Annotated in this window: 22 protein-coding genes, 1 tRNA gene and 1 pseudogene; 13 read left to right on the top strand and 11 right to left on the bottom strand. The window is 58.1% G+C overall.

Features of this window, described 5'->3' with window-relative positions; translation table 11 throughout:
* The first annotated feature begins 57 nt into the window (after positions 1–57).
* From MUN79_RS07470 to MUN79_RS07445, 7 genes are all read left to right on the top strand, one after another.
* Positions 58–1,296 (top strand): MFS transporter, encoded by a 1,239-nt coding sequence (locus MUN79_RS07470; RefSeq protein WP_244677098.1) that lies wholly within the window; start codon positions 58–60, stop codon positions 1,294–1,296.
* Positions 1,297–1,409: 113 nt separating this feature from the next.
* Positions 1,410–1,640 (top strand): hypothetical protein, encoded by a 231-nt coding sequence (locus MUN79_RS30735; RefSeq protein WP_311136681.1) that lies wholly within the window; start codon positions 1,410–1,412, stop codon positions 1,638–1,640.
* Complete coding sequence (locus tag MUN79_RS07465; protein ID WP_311136680.1) at positions 1,631–2,290, top strand: DMT family transporter; 660 nt, start codon at positions 1,631–1,633, stop codon at positions 2,288–2,290. The genes MUN79_RS30735 and MUN79_RS07465 overlap by 10 nt, the downstream gene beginning before the upstream one ends.
* Positions 2,291–2,495: 205 nt before the next feature.
* Complete coding sequence (locus MUN79_RS07460; RefSeq protein WP_244677097.1) at positions 2,496–3,296, top strand: ferritin-like domain-containing protein; 801 nt, start codon at positions 2,496–2,498, stop codon at positions 3,294–3,296.
* Between the two features lie 41 nt (positions 3,297–3,337).
* The gene (locus MUN79_RS07455) at positions 3,338–4,312 is read left to right on the top strand and encodes a ferritin-like domain-containing protein (protein ID WP_244677096.1); all 975 of its coding nucleotides are present in this window, start codon (positions 3,338–3,340) and stop codon (positions 4,310–4,312) included.
* Positions 4,313–4,479: 167 nt separating this feature from the next.
* Positions 4,480–5,475, top strand: a complete 996-nt coding sequence (locus tag MUN79_RS07450; RefSeq protein WP_244677095.1) for a DUF5686 and carboxypeptidase-like regulatory domain-containing protein — start codon at positions 4,480–4,482, stop codon at positions 5,473–5,475.
* A gap of 17 nt (positions 5,476–5,492) precedes the next feature.
* Positions 5,493–7,142, top strand: coding sequence for a DUF5686 family C-terminal domain-containing protein (locus MUN79_RS07445; protein ID WP_244677094.1), 1,650 nt, complete (start codon positions 5,493–5,495; stop codon positions 7,140–7,142).
* A gap of 71 nt (positions 7,143–7,213) precedes the next feature.
* Here MUN79_RS07445 and MUN79_RS07440 read toward each other — a convergent pair whose 3' ends face one another.
* Together MUN79_RS07440 and MUN79_RS07435 are read right to left on the bottom strand one after the other, a co-directional pair.
* A complete protein-coding gene (locus tag MUN79_RS07440; RefSeq protein WP_244677093.1) occupies positions 7,214–7,501 on the bottom strand; it encodes a hypothetical protein in 288 nt (95 codons plus the stop codon).
* On the bottom strand, positions 7,501–8,271 hold the full coding sequence (locus tag MUN79_RS07435; RefSeq protein WP_244677092.1) for an FkbM family methyltransferase: 771 nt from the start codon (positions 8,269–8,271) through the stop codon (positions 7,501–7,503). Before MUN79_RS07435 ends, MUN79_RS07440 begins: the two co-directional genes overlap by 1 nt.
* 158 nt (positions 8,272–8,429) lie before the next feature.
* Between MUN79_RS07435 and MUN79_RS07430 the strand changes: the two genes are divergently transcribed.
* Positions 8,430–9,269 carry a hypothetical protein gene (locus tag MUN79_RS07430; RefSeq protein WP_244677091.1) on the top strand — a complete coding sequence of 280 codons (840 nt, stop codon included), beginning with the start codon at positions 8,430–8,432 and terminating at the stop codon, positions 9,267–9,269.
* Here the strand turns inward: MUN79_RS07430 and MUN79_RS07425 are convergent.
* On the bottom strand, positions 9,221–9,778 hold the full coding sequence (locus MUN79_RS07425; RefSeq protein ID WP_244677090.1) for a hypothetical protein: 558 nt from the start codon (positions 9,776–9,778) through the stop codon (positions 9,221–9,223). The genes MUN79_RS07430 and MUN79_RS07425 overlap by 49 nt on opposite strands.
* Positions 9,779–9,967: 189 nt before the next feature.
* Here MUN79_RS07425 and MUN79_RS07420 point away from each other — a divergent pair.
* Positions 9,968–10,040: transfer RNA gene (locus MUN79_RS07420), tRNA-Thr, on the top strand.
* Positions 10,041–10,128: 88 nt separating this feature from the next.
* Here the strand turns inward: MUN79_RS07420 and MUN79_RS07415 are convergent.
* Positions 10,129–10,941: a phosphatase PAP2 family protein gene (locus MUN79_RS07415; protein ID WP_244677089.1), complete on the bottom strand. Its 813-nt coding sequence runs from the start codon at positions 10,939–10,941 to the stop codon at positions 10,129–10,131.
* A gap of 201 nt (positions 10,942–11,142) precedes the next feature.
* Positions 11,143–11,907: a hypothetical protein gene (locus MUN79_RS07410; RefSeq protein ID WP_244677088.1), complete on the bottom strand. Its 765-nt coding sequence runs from the start codon at positions 11,905–11,907 to the stop codon at positions 11,143–11,145.
* Between the two features lie 352 nt (positions 11,908–12,259).
* Here MUN79_RS07410 and MUN79_RS07405 point away from each other — a divergent pair, with 352 nt between their 5' ends.
* Positions 12,260–12,994 carry an SDR family NAD(P)-dependent oxidoreductase gene (locus MUN79_RS07405; RefSeq protein WP_244677087.1) on the top strand — a complete coding sequence of 245 codons (735 nt, stop codon included), beginning with the start codon at positions 12,260–12,262 and terminating at the stop codon, positions 12,992–12,994.
* A gap of 224 nt (positions 12,995–13,218) precedes the next feature.
* Here MUN79_RS07405 and MUN79_RS07400 read toward each other — a convergent pair whose 3' ends face one another.
* On the bottom strand, positions 13,219–13,581 hold the full coding sequence (locus MUN79_RS07400; protein ID WP_244677086.1) for a hypothetical protein: 363 nt from the start codon (positions 13,579–13,581) through the stop codon (positions 13,219–13,221).
* A 314-nt stretch (positions 13,582–13,895) separates the two neighbouring features.
* On the opposite strand from MUN79_RS07400, the gene MUN79_RS07395 reads away from it, so the two are divergent.
* Both MUN79_RS07395 and MUN79_RS30730 read left to right on the top strand, forming a co-directional pair.
* Entirely contained in the window at positions 13,896–14,507 is a 612-nt protein-coding gene (locus MUN79_RS07395; protein ID WP_244677085.1) for a C40 family peptidase, read from the top strand.
* A 184-nt stretch (positions 14,508–14,691) separates the two neighbouring features.
* Positions 14,692–15,045 (top strand): annotated as a pseudogene (locus MUN79_RS30730) (YkvA family protein); the annotation flags it as partial.
* Between the two features lie 543 nt (positions 15,046–15,588).
* On the opposite strand, the gene MUN79_RS07385 reads toward MUN79_RS30730, so the two are convergent.
* The 5 genes from MUN79_RS07385 to MUN79_RS07365 all read right to left on the bottom strand — a co-directional run bounded on the left by MUN79_RS07385 (position 15,589) and on the right by MUN79_RS07365 (position 22,883).
* Entirely contained in the window at positions 15,589–15,816 is a 228-nt protein-coding gene (locus MUN79_RS07385) for an acyl carrier protein (RefSeq protein WP_244677084.1), read from the bottom strand.
* 90 nt (positions 15,817–15,906) lie between these two features.
* On the bottom strand, positions 15,907–19,329 hold the full coding sequence (locus MUN79_RS07380) for an efflux RND transporter permease subunit (protein WP_244677083.1): 3,423 nt from the start codon (positions 19,327–19,329) through the stop codon (positions 15,907–15,909).
* Between the two features lie 139 nt (positions 19,330–19,468).
* A complete protein-coding gene (locus tag MUN79_RS07375; protein ID WP_244677082.1) occupies positions 19,469–20,590 on the bottom strand; it encodes an efflux RND transporter periplasmic adaptor subunit in 1,122 nt (373 codons plus the stop codon).
* 87 nt (positions 20,591–20,677) lie between these two features.
* Positions 20,678–22,213, bottom strand: a complete 1,536-nt coding sequence (locus tag MUN79_RS07370) for a TolC family protein (RefSeq protein ID WP_244677081.1) — start codon at positions 22,211–22,213, stop codon at positions 20,678–20,680.
* A 52-nt stretch (positions 22,214–22,265) separates the two neighbouring features.
* Positions 22,266–22,883, bottom strand: coding sequence for a TetR/AcrR family transcriptional regulator (locus tag MUN79_RS07365; RefSeq protein WP_244677080.1), 618 nt, complete (start codon positions 22,881–22,883; stop codon positions 22,266–22,268).
* 312 nt (positions 22,884–23,195) lie between these two features.
* Between MUN79_RS07365 and ispF the strand changes: the two genes are divergently transcribed.
* Positions 23,196–23,675, top strand: coding sequence for a 2-C-methyl-D-erythritol 2,4-cyclodiphosphate synthase (gene ispF / locus MUN79_RS07360; RefSeq protein WP_244677079.1), 480 nt, complete (start codon positions 23,196–23,198; stop codon positions 23,673–23,675).
* Positions 23,676–23,733: the final 58 nt, after the last annotated feature.

The following is a 23,733-nucleotide window of genomic DNA, read 5'->3' as shown; positions in this document are numbered from 1 at the left end:
AACGCACGCGGGTTGTTTGTCGTTCGGCTGCAAGCTACCGTTTCCCAACTTTGCCGCGTGAAAGAAAACCGTCGGGCCCTGCGCTTTTTGTTTACGGCCAACGCCATTTCCGGCTTTGCCCAGGGCATTTCCATGCTGGCCGTACCCTGGTACTTTGCCCGGCAAGGCGCTTCCACCACCTTCAACCTGGTGTACGCCTTGGTCACGTTTGCCTCCCTGTTCTGGGGCATGTACGCCGGCGCCCTGGTCGACCGGTTCGACCGGAAGCGGGTGTTTCTGGTGACCAACATTGTGGAAGGCCTGATTCTGCTGAGCGTGGCGGCCTACGGCTTTGCCACGGGCGCAGTACCCATGCTGGGTATTCTGCTGGCCTTTACCACCACCGTGTTTGGTTACGGCATTCACTACCCCAACCTCTACGCCTTTGCCCAGGAAATCAGCCGGCCCGAAGACTACGGCCGCATCACGTCCACCATCGAAATTGTGGGGCAGGCTACGTCCGTGGTCAGCGGGGCCCTGGCAGCGCTGCTCATCGAGGGCCTGCCGCTGGGCGGCACTTACCAACTGCTAGGCGCCTCGGTTACGCTGCCGTTTGCCGTGCAGGCCTGGCCCCTGCACCAGATTTTCCTGCTCGACGGGCTGACCTACGTGGTGGCCGTGGCCCTGATTGCCAGCATCCATCACCGGCCGGTGCAGCTGACGCAGGTAGAGCTGGGCACGCTCTGGAAGCGGCTGCGCACGGGCATTACCTACCTACAGGAGCACCGCACTATCTGGGTATTCGGACTATTTTCCTTTTCAGTATTTGTGGGCCTGCTCGTGGAGCTCAACGCCCTGATGCCGATGTACATTCACAACCACCTGCGGGCTGGGGCCGGCGCCTTCGGGGCGGCGGAGGTGGCCTACGCCCTGGGTGCGTTGAGTGCGGGTGTGTTTGTGCACCGGCTGTTCCGCAACCAGCCGCCGGTGCGTTCCATCATCCTGCTGATGCTGCTGGCTGGCCTGGGCTTTGGGGCGGCAGCGGCTACCCGCTCGGTAAGCTTGTTTCTGGCCTTTTCTCTGGTACTGGGCGTCACCAACGCCGGCACGCGCATTCTGCGGGTCAGCTACCTGTTTGCCCACGTACCCAATGAAGTCAGCGGGCGGGTCAACAGCATTTTCAACGTGGTGAACGTGCTGCTGCGCACGGCTTTCATCTTGCTCTTCACCCTGCCCTTTTTTGCCCGGGGCTCCAACGTGGTGTGGGGCTACGCCGCGTTGGGGCCTTTATTGTGGCCTCGGCCCTGGTGCTGGTAGCCCGCTACCGGGAACTGACGGCCCCGCCTGCCAGCTAAGCCAACCGGCCCGGTCCGCTGTTATCCTCCCAAATTCTTCCGCCCTGTCCTTCTTCCCACCCTGTTGCTCTTCGTATGTCGTTGACTTCCGGCGCCCGCTACATGCTGCTTTCCACGCTGCTCTTTGCTTTGATGAACGTGTGCGTGAAGCTGCTGAGTCACCTGCCGCCCCTGGAAATCATCTTGTTCCGCTCGGTATTATCGGTTATTCTGAGCTACCTGATGCTGCGGGCCTTGCGCATCCGACCCTGGGCTCCAACCACTTCTACCTTATTGCCCGAGGCACTACCGGCGTTTTGTCGCTGATTCTGTACTACTTCACCTTGCAGAAGATGCCGCTGGCCACGGCCGTTACCATTCAGTACCTGGCTCCGATTTTCACGGCCGTGCTGGGCATATTCATCGTGCGCGAAACCGTGCAGCCCTGGCAGTGGCTGTTCTTCCTGATTTCCTTTCTGGGTGTGCTGGTGGTTGAAGGCGTGGATACACGCGTCGACCCATTTTACCTGGGCCTGGGAGTGGCCTCGGCTGTATTTGCCGGGTTTTCCTACAACTCCATCCGTAAGCTCAAGGGTAAGGAAGACCCGCTGGTGGTGGTCTTCTACCTGCCGATGGTGGCCCTGCCCGTAGCAGCCGTCTACTGCCTCTTCGACTGGGTGCAGCCCCAGGGCTGGGACTGGTTCTGGCTGCTGCTCACGGGTCTATTTACCCAGGGAGCCCAGCTTTGCATGACCAAAGCTTACCAGGCTGAGCGGCTCTCGAGCGTGGCCAACCTGAACTACATCGGTATTCTGTACGCCGTCGGCCTGGGCTTGCTGTTCTTCAACGAGACGTTCCCGGTGGTTTCATACGGGGGCATGGCCTTGGTGCTATTAGGCGTTGGGCTCAATACCTGGTATACCAGCCGAAAGGCAGTAGCCATGCCGGTGGCGCCCACTGAGGAAGTCGTAGCCTAGGCCGGAAGGCTACCGGGTACGTAATTTATCCGGAGCCTGGATTTGCTATAAACCCGTAATTGCATTTAAGAACTTAACGCAAAGCAAGTGGATGGCATACGTATTTTGGTGGGTCAAATACGTATTTTAACCCCAAAAATGACCAGTCCGCTTTAGGAAAGGCGTAGTACCCAAGCAGTGACTCACGCCAAATTCCTAAATAGCTATGACTAAACAAATCCATTCTGTTCCGACAGAAGACCAGGCCCTATCCGGCTTGCAAGGTGCTCTACCCCGCCGCGACTTCCTGCGCTACACCGGGGCCGGCCTGGCTTTGACCGGCCTGATCCTCACGGGCTGCGACGACGATGACGACGATGTAGACGCCAACTCCGGCGAAGTAAACGTGGGCAGCTCTGACATTGGCGTCCTCAACTACGCTTATGCTCTAGAGCAGCTCGAAGCTGCTTTCTACAACCAGGTGGTTACCGGCGCGGCCGGCTCTTACTTTGCCAGCCTGGGTGCCAACAGCGCCGAGCGCCAGATCCTAACCGACCTGGCCTTGCACGAAAAAGCCCACCGCGACTTTTTCAAAAACGCGATTCCCGCTACCAGCATTATCAAGGAGCTGACTCCGGACTTCTCGGCCATCGACTTTAACGTAGGTAAGCGGACTTCCTCTACGGCCAAGATGGGCGTGCTCGACGCAGCCATGGCCTTTGAAGACCTGGGCGTAGCGGCTTACAATGGTGCCGGCCGCTTTATTACCAACCCGGTATATCTGACTCTGGCCGGCAAAATCGTATCGGTAGAAGCCCGTCACGCAGCGCTGATCCGGGACATGATGAACTACAACACCTTCGTAGACGCCGACGTAGTTGACCTATTTACGCCCACGGCCAACTCGGCACCGGGTGTGGGTGTGGGTACGGGCAAGGAGAAATCCAAGCGGCCTTCCGAAGTGGTAACCGTCGCCAACCAGTTTTTGCAGGCGGGTTCTAAGCTCAACGTGAGCGGCCTAGTGTAGTCTGTAGTCGTTTTCCCGCCTAAAAAATCAGTCTTTCAGTTATGGATCTGTTCCAAATAATCAAGGAAATTGAAAAAGTAGACCCCGAGGTTTACGACCGGTTTGACTCGCGTCGCCGGGTGTTCAAGCACCTCACCGGCATGGGCAAAAAGCTAACCGCTGCTGCTATTCCCGGCTTTGTGGGCGCTTTGTTCAATAAGGCCTATGGCCAAACCGCTGGCCCGTCGGTAAACGACGTGCTGAACCTGGCCCTGAGCCTGGAGTATCTGGAGTACTACTTTTACGACACGGGCCTGAACGTACAGGGCCTAATTCCCAACGCCGACCGTCCTGCCATCGAGAAGATCCGCAACGACGAGGGTGGCCACATCAAGGTGCTGCGCGAGGCCTTGGGCGCCGCTGCTATTCCGGACCCCGGCCGCGCCGCTTTCGACTACAGCGGTGGTAAAGGCAGCCGAACCGGACCATTTGCCCCAGCTCTGCTGCCTGGTGGCACGGCCCTATACTTCGGCGTAGCTCAGTCTTTTGTCGATACCGGTGTTCGGGCTTATAAAGGTGGGGCTCCCTTCCTGATGAGCAACAAGGACATTCTGGAAGCTGCTCTGAACATCCACTCCGTGGAAGCTCGGCACAGCTCCCACATCCGCACCATCCGTCGCGGCCTGGCCGCTGGGGTTTCGGGAGCCGCCGCGGCTACCACCCCCGCCGGTGCCGACCCCAAACTCTCGCCCAAAAGCTGGATTTCGGGTACTGACCAGGGCGGTCCTTCGCCAAACACAAATCCTTCGACGGCCGACGTGTACGGTCCTGGCACCAATCCGGTTCCTGCCGGCGTACCCACTGGCATCACTTTTCCCGCGGAAGACAACGTGGTGCAGGCCGGCCGCACTATTACGACCGACAGCTCGATTTCAACTGCTGCCGCTTCGGAGGCTTTCGACGAGCCTTTGGACTACGTGAAAGTAAAAGCCATTGCCCGCAACTTCGTGGACAACAAAACCACGCTGTTTGTGTAGCAAGCCAGCTTTTGAATAGTACAGAAAGGACGACTCTCGGGTCGTCCTTTTTTGTGTCCGGCAGTTTTGAATAAGGCAGTATCTTACTGAAGAGTTAGATGAAACATAGCTTAAGCCTGATGTAAGCAACCATTGCCCAGGGTATTTCATCTACCTTCACGGTTCCTATGACCTATCCTGCCATGCTGCGTTATCTGCTCTTCTTTAGTTTATTGCTTGGTACTACAGCCACCTGGGCGGGCATTGTGCGCGGCAAAATCACCGACCCCAAGGGCGAGCCGCTGGCGTTTGCCAACGTGGCCGTGCGGGGCTCGGCTACCAGCTCAGCCTCCAACGAGCAGGGCAACTACCAGCTGCGCCTGGAGGCAGGCGCCTACGAAATTGTCTACCAGTATGTGGGCTTCAAGCCCCGGGTGGAAAAGCTGACCGTAGCGGGCGGCGACACCGCCACGGTGCTCAACGTGACGCTGACGCCTGAAAACTACAACCTGGGCGAAGTCCTCATCCGAGCTTCCGACCGGGACCCGGCCTACGCCATAGTGCAGCACGCCATCGACTGGCGCAAGTACCACCGGGCCGAAGTGGCCGCCTTCACGGCCCGCATGTATATCAAGTCCATTATCCGCCTCACCGACGTGCCAGGCAAGATTATGGGCCTGGTGAAAGTAGGGCCCGACATCAAGCCGGGCGTGGTGTATTTGTCGGAGTCGTTGTCGGACATGAGCTTCCGGCAGCCGGGCAAGATTCAGGAGCGCATGATTTCGTCGCGGGTGAGCGGCAGCAGCAAGGGCTTCAGCTTCAACCGGGCTTCCAAGAGCTTTAATTTTTACGACAACTTGCTGCAGTCAGGCTTTTCCGAGCGGGGATTCGTGTCGCCGGTGGCGCAGAACGCCATGCAGTTTTACCGCTACGAGTTGGTGGGTACCTCGGTGCAGAACGGCATCACCATCAATAAAATCCGCGTCACGCCCCGACACCGGATTGACCCTGCGTTTTCAGGCTTTATCTACATTGCCGAAGACGGAACCTGGCGCCTGCACAGCCTCGATTTGAGCCTGGACTCCAACTCGGGCATCGAGTACGTGGACAAGCTGCGGGTTGAAATCCTGTATGCTCCGGCCCCAGCCACCCGCAGGCCTGGATTATTCAGTCGCAGAAAGTAAGCCTGAGCGCCCAGGGAATGGGTTTCAAGGGCAACGGCAGCATCAACGCGTCCTTGTCGAACTACCGCGTGACCCCCACCTACCCCGACAAGCCTGTAGTAGCGCCTACCCCCGCGCCCAGCAACGAGCCAGTACACCGCGAAACCGTGGCCGAGGCCAAGCAGGAGCGGCCTCAGCTACGGGGCCTTACCCGCACCATTCGCCGCGACGCCAAGACTAAAGCCAAGCAGGAAGTTCCCTTGCCCGAGGGTGGCATTGCTCTGGCTCCCTTGCCCAAAGGGCAGGTCATGCTGATTGAAAAAGGAGCCAATGAGCGGACCGAGGCCTATTGGGACTCTATCCGGCCTATTCCCCTGAGCGAGGAGGAAATCAAGGACTACCACGTGAAAGACAGCGTGGAAGTTATCCAGAAGTCGAAGCCCTACCAAGATTCCATGGACCGGATTCGCAACAAGCCCAGCTTTTTCGGCTTGCTCGTGGGCGGCTACACCTACAGCAACACCTTCGAGCGGCGCTTTATTTCGGTGGAGTCGCCGACCGACAAGATGGTGTACAACACGGTGGAAGGCCTGGTACTCAACCTTAACGCCACCTACACCCAGCGCTACGAGGACCGGCGTACCTATTCGCTGGAGCCCGCGCTGCGCTACGGCTTTTCGAGCAAGCAGTTCAGCCCCAGCCTGCGCGGCGGCTACACGTTCCGGCCCGAGTCGTTCAGCCGCATCGGCTTTGCCGTGGGCCGCACCATCCTCGACTTCGACCCCTACAACAACCAGCCCCACACGCCCTTCAATTCCCCGGTGCTCAACACGACCTACACGCTGCTAGCCAACCGCAACTACAACAAGTACTACCAGCGCGACGGACTGGAAATCAACTACCGCACCGAGGCAGCCAACGGCTTCTTCGTGAACTTGGCCGCCAGCTACGCCGACCGCAAAGAACTCTACAATACCACCGTGGAGCTGCTGCGGGATGTGCCGGGCCGGGCCTTCACGCCCAACCGCCCCGAATCGGCGGAGCGGCCCGAGGGCACGGGCTTCGGCCGCAGCCAGGCCGTAACGCTGGACTTGGGCCTGACCTGGCAGCCCGGTCAGCAGTACGTGACCCGCCCCGACGGCAAGTTCAACCTCTACAATGCCCGCTACCCGCGCCTGTCGCTGGGGCTGCGGCAGGCCTTTCGCGGGGTGCTGGGTTCCGACGTGCGCTTTACCCGCCTGGAGCTGGGCGCCCAGAAAGAGTTGGGCTTTGGCTTGTTTGGCGAAACCCGCCTCAGCGGCACGGCCGGCACCTACCTGGGCAGTTCCGACCTGACCTTTGTAGATTACCGTCACTTCGCCGGCAACCGTACCATCTTTGCCATCGACTTTGAGCGGCAGTTTCAGCTGCTCGACTACTACCGCTACAGCACCGCGGAGCGGTACTTAATAGGGCGGGCCAGCCACCACTTCAACGGGTTTTTCTTTAACAAGCTCCCGGCTTTCCGCCAGCTCAAGTGGCAGGAAGTAGCCACCATCAATTATCTCTACACGCCCACGGCCGGGCATTATGCCGAGCTGGGCCTTGGCGTGGAGCATATCTTCAAAGCCCTGCGCGTCGACTTCTTCACTTCGCTGCAGTCCAAGGAAAAGGCCGGGTCAGGCATCCGCATCGGCATCGGCTTTTAAGCGTCAGCTTCCACAAAAAAGGCCCGCGGTAGCAGTACCGCGGGCCTTTTTTGTAAGCAGTAATTTCTATTTTACTTCCTCGAAATCAACGTATTCTCCCCCTTTGAAATCCTGGGGTTTGGGCTGAGCCTGTTTGGGCGGTACAAAGTCGACACGCACATTCCCCCACCGGGCGGCGGGCTGTTGGGAGCGGGCCGGCTGCCAAAAGCCCCGTCGAAGGGCATAGCGCCGCCAAACTGCTGACCGTAGCGCCGAGCCTGCTTTTGCACAAACCGCCCAACGAGCAGCCGCAGAATAACCGGTAGTATAAACCGGACAACAAAGGAAACGATGAGGAGAATGAGCAGGAACTTGGCCATCAGGAAGCTGCTGGGGAGACAGGGTTGGTGGGTTGAAAGTAAAAGTCGGCCGTGACGGGGCTAGTGAGTTGGTCGGGCGGACAAGGTACCAGTTCCAAACGCTCGGACAGCACAAATGGTTTATAGCCCAGCTGAGCCAGCAAGTTGACTACCGTCTGGCGGTTTTCCAAGCCGTTGAGCTCGGTCTGAATCAGGGGCCGGAAGCGGCGCAACGTAGCCTGCATGTTGCGGAATACCTCCGACTCGAAGCCTTCCACGTCGCACTTCACAAAGTCGAGCCGGGGCAAATCGGCCAGCAGCTCGTCCGGGATGCGCATAGGCACTTCGTAGGTGCGGGCATAGGTTTCGGCCGTGTTGCTGGCCGCCACTTTGGTCATGCCGTGGTGCAGCAGGCCGTTGCGCTCGGGCGTGCCCATGCGCACGGTCATGTTCTCTCCGCCCAGGGCATACGGCAGCAGCGTTAGGTTGTCGTGGCCGCTGAGGCGCACGTTTTCGCGCCAGATTTCCTGAAACAGCGGAATAGGCTCCACAGCCAGCACCTTGCCCGTGGGCCCGCTCAGGCGCGACAGGGCCACAGAGTAGTAGCCCAGGTTAGCGCCAATGTCGAGGCACACGAAGCCGGGCTTGATGAGCTTTTCCAGAAAAAACAGCTCTGGGTACTTCTCCTTCCCCCACCCGGCCGCCACCATGCGCAGGTACACGCGACTCACTAGGCGGATATAACGCTCGAAGCCCAAGGCCCGAACCAGCAGTTTGCGGAGTTCTTTCATCAGGTTGCAAAGATGCTCGAAAGCGAGGAATCTGCGCGACTTCGACTTGCAGCGGATATTTTCTATTTAACCAATAGTATATAAGAATAAAGAACTGGGGCGTTCTTTGGGCCTAGGCTTCTGCTGCCGTTTTACTACCGTTCACTTTTCCACTTTTTATGCCCCGCTTATTTCTCTGTCTGCCTATTATCCTGTTGTATTCCCTGCAAACTGCTGCCCAATCATCTGGGGGCAGTAACGCCTCCGTTGCTCCAGCAGCACCCAGCGACGAGGTCACCAGCTTCCGGACTGGAAAACGCTCGTCGGATGGCCCATCGGTGCCGCAGTATCAGTGGGATGTCAGTGTCGATGCCTCGTTTATTTTGCCCCGTTTTACTTCGCCCATTCTTTACTCACCCTCCACCTACGCTTCGCCTCTTAACGCCTATTCACCCTATGACCTAGGTCGCTCGACCACGTTCATGCTTCGCAAAAATGAGATAGTGAGGAATGCCACCAACATTCCCGTGCGCCGGGGCGCCTATCGTTTGAATCTGAACTGGGCTATCGACCTGGGTAAAATCAGCGAAGACTCTATAAGAGTCAACTACGTCAGCAGTACGGGCCAAATCGTGGAGAAGAAAGCCAACTACGCGGCCGTTGGTGTGGCGGCCGGCTATGAATGGCAGAAGCCCCTGGGCCGCTTCCAGATTTTCTATGGCTACGACGTATTTGCGGGCTACGCTACTGACAGCCGGACCGGCGTCCTGTTCTTCGAAGCGACTGACCCTATCACCAACCAGCGGCTAAAGCAGCAGAAGGACGTCAAGCTCGTTTATCGCCGTACCGATTTGGGTATCAGCCCTTGGTGGGGGCAAAATACTTTCTTACGCCCCGGCTTTCCTTCTCTATTGAAAGCAAGATGTATGTACGCTATAACTGGAATACTCAGCAGGAAGATTATTCCACTTTATCGGTGCAGCGCACCAGCAAAAGCCAAGGCTTTGCTTCGAGCCTGATTCCGCTGGCGGCCTTCAATCTGACATTTCACTTCGGGCAGATTAATATTTAGGTTTTCGGGCTTGGCTCCACAAGCGCGAAGCACCCGCGGCGGCCAGCCCCCGAGCAGGTACCAGGCTACGGTCATAAGCTGGGTTTGGCGGGTTCGGTTGCTGGGTGCTTCGCCCAGGCCCAGCGGTCCGGGCAGCAGCACCCCACCCACGCCGGCAGCCAAGCCCAGCAGTGCCCCGCGCCGCCACGCTTTTTTACCCCGACCCACCATGCTGTAATAGAGCCCATTGGACAGAATATCACCGGCCATGGTCATGGTAAACAGCGTGTCGTGGTCGGGCTGGGGCGCATCGGCTTTGGCCAGAATTTTCCGCAGGCCGCGCATTCCCAGCACATCCATCCGGGGCGCGTCGGGGTTGAGGTGGCGGGCCGTTTCGTGGATGACAGTAAGCACCAGGGCTCCGGCTAAGCCGCTACCCAGGGCCTGGGGCAGCCGGGCTGATTTCTTCTTTTTCATAGTAAAGGGGCAGAAACCGGCAGCTAAAGGCCGCCGGATGAGGCTGTTTCCTAGCCCAAACGGCAATTGTCGCTACCGGGTTATAAGCCCAAATTGGTGTTTCGCAGAATTTTTTCTCACTTCTGCTTGCGCCTTGTTCTCCGAGCTGCCTATCTTTGCCACCCCAAGCCGAAAGGTTCACTGGGAAATGCCTCTTTAGCTCAGTTGGTAGAGCAGCTCATTCGTAATGAGCAGGTCGTTGGTTCGAGTCCAATAAGAGGCTCACAAAAAAAGCCCGCACAGTCGTTCTGACCGTGCGGGCTTTTTTATTGCCCTGACTTTACTGGCTGACTGAGTAGGATAAACTTCGTTTAGCGTGGCTGCCAACGCACGCACAAGCCCGTACCGCCGGGCAGCCACAGCGGGGCCAGCTGCCACTGGCCGGAGGCGTCGACCGGCTTGTGCCCCCACCGGTTGCGGTGGCTTAGGTAGGCCAGGTGCGCCGAGAGTATTCCGAAGCCGGCCCCAGCCAGTACATCCGATTCCCAGTGCTTGTTGTTGAGCATGCGCAACGTACCCACACCGGCCGCAAGGCTATAGGCCCCGACACCGTACCACTGGCTTTTATTCCGCAGTTCCTCGTGCACAATGCTGGCCGCCAGAAATGCCTGGGCGGTGTGGCCGGAAGGAAAAGAGTTGTGAGCCGAAGCATCGGGGCGCAGCATGTGGGTGCTGTACTTCACGGCCGTTACCGTCGCGCTCATCAGCAGCTCCGACTTGGCAATCAGCAGCAGCGTGTTCAGCCGGTCATCGTGCGACTGGATGCCAAAGAGCGTTGCCGTGCCCAGTTCCAGGTAGGGCATGTACTGCAGATAATTGTCGGCGGTGGTGTGAAAGCCCGGAAAGTGCGCTTGAATCTGGGTGCGCAGCGCGTTGTTGCCCATGCCCGAATGATTATCCAGACAGGCAATGCCCGCGCTAATGAGTACCAAGGGCACGGCGCTGGCGCGTACCAGCTTCTTTTGGTACCAGGCTCCGGCAGGCCGCTCACCAGTGCCGGATGGCTCCTCGTACTTATGAAGCGTATCGGCCTGACTGGAAAATGGAATCTGCGCCTCGCCAGGCGCCGACGATGCCAGCACTACTAGCAGCGCTAATAGCAAACGAAGGTGAAAGAACAGCATGAACTACAGAAACGCTCAGAAATCCGGGGCTACCAAAGGAGGAAGTAACCAGTCGTTTCTGGGTAAATTCTGAAGCTGCCCGCAGTAAGGCTTATGTAGTGGTTCTGGCTGTCATTCAGTGGCTTTTCAGAGTCAGTAAGGGGCATAAAAAAAGCCGGAGGCAGTGGCCCCCGGCTTTCTTCTGTAGCTAACTCCTGTGATTTACAGGTTGCCGCTATAATCATCATCGCCTAGGCTCGACGAAGCGCTGGTATTAGCGCTGCCGCTGCGGTAGCCCTGGCCCGAGTCTTTGCTCGAAGAAGAACGGTAATCAGAGTTGGAGCCCGATGCCGAGCCGAAGCCCGAAGTAGCATCTGAACCGTAGCTCGAATCGGAGCCATAGCGGCCCGAGCGGCTGGAGGCGCTGGTGCGGTTGCCGGAGCCGTAGTTGGCTAGGTAGTCTTTCTCACCCGAGTTGTACGACTTGCCCGAGCTATAGTCGGAGTCCGGCTTGGAGCGGTAGCTGCCGCGGCTAGAAGAAGACTTGCCGCCTGAGCGCATCGAGAGCCAGCCGATGCCGCCCAGCAGCAGGGCACCGCCTACTACTTTCTGGGTGGTGCTGAGCTTGTTTACTTGGTCGAGGGCTTTAGTACCAAAGTCTTTTACCGACTGCGGAATTTCTTTGCTGCCATCGAGCCACGAAGTGATGTTCGTCCACGACTGAGCACCTTGCTGGTTGCCCTGGCTGCGGTTCTGGTCTTTGTTCTGGTCTTGGTTTTCCGACTGGTTAGAGGCCGATTCCGAAGTAGTAGTACGGGAGTTGGGCGAGCTGCCTGCCGATGAGCTGGAGGTAGAAGCAGCAGTATTTTGAGAGTCGGCGGCACCTTGGGCATTGGCGCTGCTAGACTGCGGAGAAGAGGCGTTGGCAGATTTGCTGGTACCGGTAGCGTTGGCACCCGAGGTGGGTTGATTCTGCTTGTTTTCCATGACAAATACGTGGGTTAGTACGGCAAAAAATTCGCTTAGCCGTCCGGCTAAGTGTGTCTCTATTCGTAAACCCCGGCCCTGAGGTTTCATAAAAAACCTCTTTTTATTCCTAATCAGCCGATGCCGGAAGCTGCGACTGTCCAGTACGGCAGCGCTTGGCCGTTGCTGAGCCTAGCCCCAGATTGTCAGCCTTTTTACTCGTTTCCCAATTGTTCAAGTTCGTTGGCAGCTGGCCGGAGCCGGTTGCTAAGGCTCAGCTTTGGCACGTAGCACAACCAAATGCCGGGGTGACCGTCTTTGCAAGAGCGGCCTACCGCAATTCATTCGTATCAGCCTAACTACAAATCATTCGATGGAAAAGCGTTTTCAGGATAAAGTATGCTTTGTAACCGGCGGCACCTCCGGCATTGGCCGCGCTACCGTTATGCAGTTGGCCCGGGAAGGCGGGAAGGTAGTAGTGCTGGGGCGCAATGCCGAAGAAGGCCGGGAGGTGGTGCGCGACATCAAAGCCGAGCAGGGAGAGGCCATTTTCATTCGGACCGACGTGGGCAAGGACGCCCAACTGCGGCGGGCCGTGGAGCGCACCCTGGCCACCTGGCATCGCATCGACGTCCTGATCAACGACGCGGCCATGATGACCTTCGAGCCTATTCTGACGCTAGACCCTAAACAGTGGGATACGCTGATGGCCGTCAACCTGCGGGCCTTTTTCCGTCTGTGCCAGCTTTGCCTGCCCCACATGCAGGGCGGCAGCATTGTCGTCGTCAGCTCAGTACACGCCCACCAGACCACGCCCAACGTGGTGCCCTACGCGGCCAGCAAGGGAGCCATTGAGGCCTTCGTACGGGGACTGAGCCTCGAAATTCCGCATACCCAGGCCCGGGTCAACGCCATTGCACCCGGCGCCGTCGACACGCCCATGCTCTGGAGCAACCCCAACGTGAAAAGCGGCAAGGAGAAAATTACCGGGCAGGTCGGTACGCCCGAGGAGCTGGCCTCTGCCATCTGCTTCCTGGCTTCCCCCGAAGCCAACTTTATCAACGGCTCCACCCTGGCCGTCGACGGCGGCCGCCTCGCCGCTTTGTAAATGGTGAAATGGTGAAGTGATGTTTAATGATACGTGTCCTTGCGAGCAACGCGAAGCAATCCGTCCTCTGAAATGTGCTGAGCCTTCTGAAGTGAAAAGCCCTTTACTACTGGTATGTAGTAAAGGGCTTTCTGGTAAAAGGACGCGTCGTACTGCGTAGAGGACGGATGGCCACGGCTGCGCCTCGCAAGGACATATTCTCCCCCATTCCTCACAGTAGCTCATTAACTTCCCTTCGGCGTCGGGTGGCGCTGCTCGGGGCCGGGCAAGGGCCGGCCGGCTGCATAGAGTACCGCGTCCCGCTCTCCGGCTTCGCGGGCCTGCACTTCGAAGGGTATATTGTAGTAGCCGTGCTTGGCCCAGTCGAGCAGGTAGCGCCACAGAAAACCCAGGCGGCCATACTGCTGAAACTGACGGATGTGCTCCATTTCGTGGGCCACCCAGTACGGGTCGCTCAGGAACTGCTCCCGGGTGGCTCCACTCAGGTGAATGCTGCTACCCAGCACCATAGCTACGCTGCCGGCTTTGAGCTTCAAACGCGCAAGGCGCGCCCAGGGCGAATTCTCAACAATACGAGGCAATTCCATAGGGCAAAAACTGAGGGCCGAGTATACGCCTATTCTAGATGGGTAGTTGCATCAAGCTCAACTACTATTTTGATATTATATTATACTTTATAAAGAACTTTTGGCGATTTAGGGGTAGAAACTAGGACGTTTAAAATTTAATGGGTTAGCTTTAACAAACGGGGAAGGCAGAAACCGTCTGTTTTCAACCCGCATTACCCCCTCAATCGATTCTCTTTTCGGTGGTTTAAGGAACCCAAACCTCACGAAAAAACAAAGTACTTCGGCTTCCCTGCTACCTCGGAAACGGAGATTTTGCCACCCTACGACGGACAATGAAAAACAGTATCCTGTATTGCCTCGCCGCTGCCTCGCTGGCCCTCTCTTTTTTCTTCGAATACGCTCCCGAATCCTCCACTACCTTTAGCGGTGCCTCAGTAGTAGCCACTGCCTCCCTCCTGCCCGACTTCTCGGGCGACAATGGTGACGAAAATCGCCCCCTGGCTACTGCCAGCGACTCCGCTGCCTACAGCCACTACTCCCAGGCCCTGGGCCTCAAGCTGACCTATAACGAAGACCAGAACCTGCTCCGCACCGTCACCGATTGGATCGGGACGCCCTACCGCTACGGCAGCAACTCCAAGTCGGGTACCGACTGCTCCGGCTTCGTAACCCGCGTTTTCAAGGAAGTATACGGCATTACGCTGCAGCGCAGCTCCCGCTCGATGTTTGAGAAGGTGAAGCGTGTAGGCAAAGACGAGATGCAAAGCGGCGACTTGGTATTCTTCCGTCGCGGCCCCGGCCAGCCTATCTACCACGTGGGTATCTACCTGCAGGACGGCAAGTTTGCCCACTCGGCTACGAACGGCGGCGTCATGATCAGCTCGCTGAATCAGCCTTACTACCACCGCAACTTTTACGCCGCCGGCCGCGTAGACCTCAACTAACCGGCCGCCGACCGTATCTAAGTAGCAAAGCCTCGTTCCTCCGAACGGGGCTTTTGTCGTTTTTAGCCCTCTCCGCGGGCAGCAATAACCATTTTGCGCCGAACCAGTATTAGGGCGTATATAGTGAATCCGCCACGGTCAGGCGCTCATTTTGTAGCTTGGCCCCAAATTTACCCCCTCTCCCATGGATAAGAATAACCCCAAAGGCTCCGACATTGCCGGCTCCCCAATCTTTAAGAAGTTCCTTGGCAAAGCTGAGGACTATATTAAACGTCCCACGCGCGTGAAGCAGCTGCTGAACGATGCTTACCAGAAAGCCAGTGAAAAGAACGACGTGGGCACCATGGCCCACGAAGCCTGGGAAAACCTCCAGATTCTGTTCCGCCTGATCAAAACGTCGGTTTCGGGCGAGTATACCGGCTTGCCTACGCCCACCATCGTGGCGGCCATTGCCGTAGTCATTTACTTCCTGAGCCCCATCGACCTGATTCCGGACTTCATCCCAGTGCTGGGCCTGCTCGACGACGTAGCCCTGGTAGCCTGGTTTACCAGCACCCTGACCGGCGAGATGGATAAGTTTAAGGAGTGGGAACGGAGCCGCCCCATTGTGGTGACCGAAGCTACCGACATAAAGCCCGGCCCGGCCACTACCATGCAGTCCTCGGACGGCACTACCGCCAACTCCGGCCCCAAGCCTGAGCACTCGGTGCACCAGACCTCGGACGCTTCGCTGATGGACGGCTTCCACGGTCAGGAAAGCTCCGAATCGACGAAGCGCGCCGGCAAGGTTGACCTGGGCCAGCCTACCAACAGCCGGGTATCGGACACCGATTCGGGCATCTCTTCCCCCGACAGCAGTAACCCCAACCCCAGCCTAACCGGCCCCAACGACCCAGCTCCCAAAACGGACGTGAAGCCCCACGCCGACGATATTGCCAACCGCGGCGACAGCAGCCGCCAAGGCAACGACGGTGCGCTGGATACTGGTGGCAACGTGCGCTAAGACGCGCTAGCAACCCAGCAAAAAGAAAGGCTCCCAACTTGCGTTGGGAGCCTTTCTTTTTGTGATACGAAGCGCTGGCTACGCAGCCCAATCGTGGGAGGGCGTATGAGTAGCCACGTAGGTCACAAAGTCGCCGACGGTGCTCAGCGGCACCTCGTCGGGGATGGTGATGTGAAAGTTACGCTCAATTTCGAGGATGATATCCACGACATCTACCGTATCGAAGCCCAGTTCCTGGCTCAGGTTGCTGCTCACGCGCAAGCGAGTTGGTTTGATGGCTTTACGCTTGCTGATAATTCGCAGCACCTGCTGCTGAATGGATTTGGGGCGGAAGTCGTTGAAGAACGCATAAGAAACGACGTTGAACCAAAGGGTTAAGAGGGCCGAGAATGTATGTTACGCTTCGGCCAACACTTCTCTCCGAACTGGGGAGTCAGTTTTAGTCGAATCGGTTGCAAGGTGATCTGCCGAGCGGCCGGTTATTTTTTCCCGCAGCTTTTCGCTGATCAGGTACATAACGGGCACTACCAGCAGGGTGATTCCGGTGGCAAACACCAAGCCGAAAATGATGGTCCAGGCCAGGGGGCCCCAGAACGTTACCGATTCACCACCGATGAAGAAGTGGGGATTCAGGGAGTTGAACAGCTCGTAGAAGTCGACGTTCAGACCGATAGCCAGCGGAATCAGGCCCAGCGTGGCGGCCGTAGCCGTCAGGATTACCGGGTTCAGACGGGTGCGGCCGGCCAGGATGATGGCCTCTTTGAGCGGCATACCCTGGGAGCGGAGCATATCGGTGAATTCGACCAGTAGAATACCGTTTTTCACCACGATACCCGCCAGGGCGATGATGCCCACGCCGGTCATTACGATACTCACGTTCATGCCCGTAATGGCCAGGCCCAGCAGTACCCCGATGATGGAGAAGATAACCTCTGTCAGGATGATAACCGGCTTGCTGAACGAGTTGAACTGCGTAACCAGAATGATGAAGATCAGGCCCAGGGCGCCTAAGCCGGCCAGCGGCAGGAAGTCGCTGGTTTCTTTCTGGTCTTCCTCAGCGCCACCCATTTTCAGGGTGTAGCCAGCGGGCAGGGGGTAAGCCTTCAGCGCCGTTTCCACCTGCCGGGCCACGTCGGGACCGGTAAAGCCGTTGAGCACGTTGGAAGAGATGGTAATTACCCGCTTCACGTCCTTACGCTTGATACCGCCGTAGGTCGTGCTGTATTTCACATCGGCTACCGACGAAATCGGCACTTGGCGCATCTGGCCCGTCGCGTCGCGGAAGGTCAGCGGCGAGTTCATGATGGCGTCCACGTCGGCGCGGTAAGGCTTGGCGTAGCGCACCTGAATCGGGTAGTCGTCGTCAGCGGTTTTGAATTTGCTGGCTTCCGAGCCGTAAATGGCCGTCCGCACTTCCACCCCGATCTGCGCCGTGCTGATGCCTTCACGGTTAGCGCGGGTCCGGTCGATGTTTACCGCAATTTCGGGGTTGCGGTCTTCCAGGTTGGAACGCAGCTGCTCGATGCCGCCGATTTTTTTCGAGTTGATGTAGGTAATCACATCCTTCGACAGGGCGGCCAGTTTTGGGTAGTCGTCGCCCATCACCTCGATGGCAATGGGCTTACCCGTGGGCGGTCCGCTGGATTCCTGGTCAACCGAGATTTCGGCGCCGGGAATACCTTTTACCACCTCCCGGATTTTATCCATGTAGATGCTGGTTGCCGGACCGGTCCGCTCGCTGAGCTCCTTGAAGGCAACGCCAATCTTGGCCAGGTTCGACTGTGACGTACCAGCGGCCGAAGCTTCGCCGGGGTCGGCGGCACCGATGGCCACGTTGGTAATCACCGATTCCACGTCGGGGTTATTGTTGCCAATAACACCATAGATACGCTTCTCCAGCACCTTGGCTACCGAGTCAGTTACCTCTACCCGCGTGCCCACCGGCATTTTCAGGTAGGTGTACACGAATTTCGGGTCACCCTTGGGGAAGAAGTCCACCTTAGGCTGCCGAGCACCCACGGCGAAGAACGATACCACCCCCAGCACCAGTACGCTGATCATTACCAGCGCGGGATGGCGCAGGGCCCAGGCTACCAGATTGGCGTAGCCATCCATGAAGCGGGGCAGCACCTTGGTCTGGAACCCGGCAATCATGTGCACGAACACGAATCGGTCGAGGAAGCACAGGACAATGATGGTCACGAACAGGTTGCCGGTGAAGGTCGAGCCGGTTACGTAGCCAATCAGGGCAATGAGCAGCAGCACACCCATGGCAATCAGGAAGTTCTTGGTCAGCTTGGGCTTCTCACCGCTGTGGTGGTCTTCGCGCTGCATGAATGACACGGCAAACACCGGGTTCATGATGAAAGCCACGACCAGGGACGACATCAGGGTGATGATGAGCGTCACGGGCAGGTAGTACATGAAGCTACCCACGATACCGGGCCAGAACAGCAGCGGCACGAAAGGCGCTACCGTGGTCAGAGTACCAGCCAATACCGGCACGAATACCTCACCGGCGGCGTACTTAGCGGCCTGCGCCGTCGTCAGCTCAGGGTGCTCGTGCAACAGGCGGTGGGTGTTTTCGATAACCACAATGGCGTCATCGACCACAATACCCAGGGCCAGCAGGAAGGCGAAGAGCACAATCATGTTCAGCGAGAAGTCGAACACGGGAATGAGCAAAAACGCCAGGAACATCGAAATTGGTACCGACAAGCCCACGAACAGGGCGTTGGTGGTACCCATGAAGAACATCAGGATCAGCGTCACCAGCAGGAAGCCGATGATGATGGTATTAATCAGGTCGTGCAGGGTTACGCGGGTGTCGTTGGAGGTGTCACCGGTGATGGTGATTTTCAGCTCCTTGGGCAGCGTTTTCTGGGCGTCCTCTACAATCAGCTTGATTTTATCGGAGGCGTCAATCAGGTTTTCGCCCTGGCGTTTAATCACGTTCAGGGTAATGGCATTCTTGCCGTCGAGACGGGCAAACGACTCCCGGTCCTTGAAAGCATCCTCTACGGTAGCAATGTCGCCGAGGCGCACGGCCGAGCCGCTCAGGTTCTTGATCTGAATGTTGGCAATGTCCGAGGCATTCACGTACTGACCAGCCACACGCACGGCGCGCTTCTGGCTGCCCACGTCGATGGAGCCACCCGAGATGGTGATGTTCTCCCGGGCAATGGCACCCTGAATGTCGCTGAAGCCCAGGCGGGCGGCGCGCAGCTTATACAAGTCCACGTCCACGTTTACCTGCTGTTCCAGGGCGCCGATGATGTCGACCCGGGTGATTTCGGGCAGGGCTTCAATCCGGTCCTGGAAGTCGTCGGCCAGCTTCTTGAGCTGGGCGGCGGGCAGGTTACCGGCCAGGTTGACGTTCATGATCGGCAGCTCCGACAGGTTTACTTCCTGCACGGTGGGCGGCGTGGGCAGGTCGTTGGGCAGCTCCGAGCTGGCCTTGTCCACGGCGTCCTTGATGAGCTGCTTGGCGTACTGCACGTCGACGCCGGAGCTAAACTCCACGTCTACAATACAATAGTCCTGATTGGAGGTGGAGTTGATTTTCTTCACCCCGTTTACGCTCTTGATTTCCTTTTCGAGTTGGCGCGTTACCAGGTTCTCGATGTCGGCCGGCGAGGTGCCGGGGTAAATGGTGGCCACGATGATGCGCGGAATCACGATGTCGGGGAATTTCTCTTTGCCCAGCTTGATGTAGGCAAAAATCCCCGCCACGCACAGCAGCAGCGTGATGATGTAAATACTCGTCTTATTATTGATGGACCAACTGGTTGGCCCAAACTCTTTTTCGATATCCTGCATGGTACTGAAGTAGGGGCAGCTGACAGCCACCCGACGTTGATTACTTCCTGATCCTGTATTCCCGGCTCGTGTGTCCGTACGGTGTAGAGAGGCAGGTTACCAGCGCCGGGCAGCTAAGCCGGGCGCTGGCGAAGACCTTCTACAGGGTTACTACCTGTCCTTCGTTCAAATTCTGATACCCGGCGGAAATCACCTGGTCGTTGGTCGTAAGACCCTGGGTTACTTCAATTTTACCGTTATAAGTAGCGCCGGTTTTGATGACGCGCTTGGCCGCTATTTTCTGGCCGCCCTTCTGCTCCACTACAAACACGTAGCTGTTCTGCTCGTCCTTCTGAACCAAATCCACCGGCAATACCGTGGCGTTGGCGCGGGTGTAGTTCTGGATGCGCACCGTGGCTACCATGTTGGGGCGCAGCTCGGGCACGGCCTTATTCAACCGGAATTCCACCGAGAAGGTGCGGCTGGCGGGGTTAATCGTGCGGCTTACCACGCGCACCGAAGCCGGAATATCTTCGCCGCCGAGGTCGGCCACGCTGATCAGGGCTTTGTCGCCCACCTTAATCTGGTTGGCGTAGGCTTCCGACACGTCGGCAATGATTTTACCGCCGCTGCCGCTCAGCAGGCGTACCACCGGCACGCCCGGGCCACCGTTTTCACCCACTTTGGCCGGCACGTCGTCGACAACCCCGCTGAAGGGGGCCACCACGTTGTACTGGGCGCGCTGCCGCTGCTGGGTAGCCAGGCTGCGCTGCAGGGCCTCGTAGTTGTTCTTAGCCTGCAGGTACTGGATTTCGGTCCCGATTTCCTGCTTCCACAGGCGAGCCTGCTTTTCGTATACCACCTTGGCCAGCTCCAGGCGGGTGCGCAGCTCAGCAATGCCCGACTCGAGCACGGCCGCGTCCTGGGTAGCCAGCACCTGGCCCTTGCTTACCCGGTCGCCGCGCTGCACCCGGATGCTGGTGAGCACACCCGGTACCCGGGGCGACACGCTGGCGTTTTCGTCGAAATCGACGCGGCCCTGCACTTCGAGGTAGCTCTTGAAGCTCTCGGGCTGCACCTTCATAATGCTAACCGGCGTGGCCTGTACTTCCGAGCTGTCGGCGCCGGCAGCACCGGTTTTGGCTTCCAGTTCGGCAATCTTGGCCTGGTTGGCGGCCTGCTCTTGTTTCAGCTTAGCCAGCTCAGCGGCCGGATCTTGCTTGCCACCGCAGGAAGCCAGGAAAGCCATTGCCAGCACGGCCGCAGAAGTAGTGTATTTCATGGTAGTGAAGCTAGAGGATAGCCTGCCGGGCAGGCTAACCGAAAAGGAAGGAAGTTTCTTGAGGGAGAAGTACATCGTCACGAACAATTAGCGGCGGCCCAGGGTGCCAGCAGCTTTGCCGTAGTCGACTTTGGCCACCAGCGCGTCGTAGAGGGCACTGTAGTAGTTGGTCTGGGCCTGGCGCAGGTCGGTTTCGGCCGTAATGACTTCCAGGTTAGAGCCTACGCCCTCCTGGAACTTGATTTTGGCGACGCGGGCCACGTTGGTAGCCAGCTCCAGGTTGGCTTTCTGGTTGCCGAGCACGGCCAGCGTATTCTGCAGGGTCGTGGTGGTTTGAGCCCGCTCCAGGTCGATGCCCTGCTGCAGGGTGGTGAAGCCCTTGTTCACTTGCTCCACGGCCAGCTTGCCCTGCTCGATGTTGTACTTCTTGCGGAAGCCGTCGAACACCGGAATGTTGAGCTGCAGGCCCACGTTGCCGAAGCCAAACCAGTTCTGGTTGATAAAGCCGGCTTCGCTGCGGGAGTTGGGGCCGCGGAACTCCATCAGGCCGCCGAAGCGGTTGTCGGAGCCGGTAAAGCCGTACTGGGCTACCAGGTTCAGGGTAGGTAGGTAGCCCGAGCGGCGGTTGCGCACGTCGAGGATGGCCAGGTCGCGCTGGGTTTCGAGCACCGAGTACTCGATGCGGTTGCCGTAGTTGAAGGCGTCGCTGAGGTTGATCAGGCTGCCGCGCTCGGCTTCCACCACCGCTTCGTCGAGGCGGTCGGTGAGCTCCACGGGCTGGCGCTGGTCGAGGCCCATCTGAAACTTAAGCAGGGCCACGCTCAGGTCGATGAGGCGGGCGGCGTTCTGCTGCTCAATCTTGAGGTTGTTGACCTGCACCTGCAAACGGTCCACGTCGAGCTTTTCTACAAAGCCTTCCTTGTAGGTCTGGGTGGTCTGGTATAATAAGGTGTCGAGACGCTGCACGTTGCGCGAGAGCAGTTCCAGCCGCTCGCGGGCTACGAGCGTGCTGTAGTAGGCTTTCGACACCTGCTCTACCACGTCGATTTCGCTTTGCTGGGTTTGCTTGATGGAAAGCTGCTGGTACACTTTAGCCGCTTTCAAGCCCAGCAGATACGAGCCGTTGAACAGCATCTGGGAAGCCGAAGCCGCCGCGTTGCCGGCGTATTGCAGGCCGAAGGCCAGGGGCTGGGGGCCAGTGGCGGGCAACGGCGTGTAAGCCGGGGCCAGGGTCACGGTTTCGCCGCGCTGCACCCGGGCCAGCTGCTCCTGAGTCAGGGTCGTACCGTTCAGCTGCCCGGCTCCGCCGGCAAAGGCGCCGAAGTCAACCAGGGACTTCTGCAGCTTGAGGTTGTCGGTCAGGGCAGCACCCACGTTGACCTGGGGCAAGCCGGCCGAGCGAATCTCGCCCACGCGGGCTACGGCAATCTGCTCATTGATGCGCGTGGCCTGCAGCGTCGACTTGTTCTTTAAGGCATACTCAATGGCCTGCTGCAGCGAGAACTGCACGGGCGTGGAAGTGGCCACGGGCTGGCCCGTGGAAGGCGTTTGGGCCAGAAGCTGCTGGATACCGATGAAGGCCAGAGCCGCCAACAGAAACAGGAAGCGAAGCGTATTTTTCATAAGAGCGAAAAACGATAAGCGGAAAGGGTAGAGGGCTAGTTGCCGGAGCAGGTTATTCTTCCGGTTCGGTTACGTTCCGGTACTGGTTAATCAGGCGGTGGCCTTTGAGGGTAGAAATGCCCGTGAGGTAGTGCTCAATCATGGCCACGTTGACGCGCTGCAACCCAAACTGCTTGGGTGGAAACACCGTGTTGTTGAACATCAGCTCGATTTCGGACAGGTGCAGGCGGGCCATTACTTCCACGTCCAGGTCGGGCCGGTACAAGCCTTCCTCCATGCCTTGGCGCAGGTTGGTCAGGATTTTCTGCAGGATGAAGGTGTTCTTGTGCTGCTCGAATAGCAGCCAGGCCTGGGGATAATACTTCTGCAGGTCGTGAAAAATGCTGGGGTGAATGCTGGCCAGCATTTCCTTGTGCCAGGTTACCAGGTTGAACATGGCCTCAATGGCGTTGGAGCCGGTGGCAAACGCCTGCTCGCAATCCACTTCCTCCCGGTTCAGCCGGCCCTGCATCACGGCCAGCACGATCTGGTCTTTGTTCTCAAACCATTTGTAGAGAGTCTTTTTAGACATGGCCAGGTGCGTGGCAATGTCGTCCATAGAAACGCTGCGGATGCCGTTACGCATGAACAGCTCGATGGCAGCTACTAAGATCCGGTCCTTGATTTCCATACTCACGCCACAAAGGTACAACGGAAACTTTTAACGACTCCAAAGTTTCCATTAATTTTTTGCTAATGGTTTGCATGAGTTCCGAGGGGCGGCCCCAAGGCTGACGAACGAACGGAGGGAATACTTTATTCGCCGCCAACTATATTTCCATAACTGGTGAGATGGTGAACTAGTGAGATGGTGAGTTTGATGTTATGACTGCGCAAAGCCGCGCCGCTAGAACAACAACTCACCAGTTCACCATCTCACCATTTCACCGCTTCCCCGTACCTTGGAGCTTCCATTTTCCTGGTTCCCCATCTCCCCTACCCTATGAAAATCCGCACTGGCTTTGGCTACGACGTGCACCAGCTACAGGAAGGCCTGCCTTTCTGGCTCGGCGGCATTCAGGTGCCCCACACCCACGGCGCCCTGGGCCACTCCGACGCCGACGTGCTCATTCACGTTATCTGCGACGCGCTGCTGGGCGCGGCCAACCTGCGCGACATTGGCTTCCACTTCCCCGACACCGACCCGCAGTACAAGGGCATCGACAGTAAGCGGCTGCTGGCCGAAGTGATGCGCCTGCTGCGTGAACGGGGCTACAGCATCGGCAACATCGACTCCACCATCTGCCTGGAAGTGCCCAAGGTGAATCCCCACATTGCCCAGATGCAGCAAGTGCTGGCCGAGGTGATGCAGATTCCCGTCGAAGACATTTCCATTAAAGCCACCACCACCGAAAAGCTCGGCTTCGTGGGCAAGCGCGAGGGTGTGGCCGCCTACGCCAGCGTCCTGATCGTGCAACCCTAGCGGGGAAATGGTGAGATTGTGAAATGGTGAGCTTTTAGGTTTGTATTGCGCGAACTAC

Origin of the sequence: Hymenobacter cellulosilyticus, assembly GCF_022919215.1 — a bacterium.
GTDB classification, from domain to species: Bacteria; Bacteroidota; Bacteroidia; order Cytophagales; family Hymenobacteraceae; genus Hymenobacter; species Hymenobacter cellulosilyticus.
The sequence above is the reverse complement of the archived record's forward strand: the minus strand, read 5'-3'. Positions and strand labels throughout refer to the sequence as shown.